At 61.4% G+C, this 515-nt stretch carries 1 protein-coding gene; it reads left to right on the forward strand.

The window, feature by feature from the left end:
- A partial coding sequence (locus tag RAD16_RS40640; RefSeq protein WP_458163648.1) for a sensor histidine kinase occupies window positions 1–515 on the forward strand: 515 nt, incomplete at both ends.

Here is a 515-nt window from a genome sequence, read left to right on the forward strand (position 1 = left end):
GGGAAGGCCGAGGCCGTTCGCGAAAGTATGGAGCGGCAGCTCTTCCATCTCTCCCGCCTGGTCGAGGATCTTCTCGACATTTCGCGGATCAGCGAGGGCAAGATCTCGCTTCGGAAAGAGCGGGTAGCGCTGGGCGCGATCCTCCGCTCCGCGATAGAAGCGAGCGAGCCCAATATCGACGCCGCCGACCATGCCTTCACTGTCGATGTACCGGACGAGCCAATCTGGCTCGACGCCGACCATACCCGGATCGCCCAGGTGGTGGCCAATCTTCTCAACAACGCCGCCAAATATACGCCCAATGGAGGCGCAATCTCACTGACCGCACACTGCGCGGACCAGCATGCGGTGATCACGGTTACTGACAATGGCGTGGGTGTCCCGGCCGAGATGCAGTCTCGAATCTTCCAGATATTTGAGCAGGTGGAAGATCACCGCAACCAGGCAGCGGGTGGCCTCGGTATCGGGCTCGCGCTCGTCCGGCAGATTATCGGCCTGCATGACGGATCGATCGC

This window comes from Bradyrhizobium sp. 18BD (assembly GCF_054185225.1).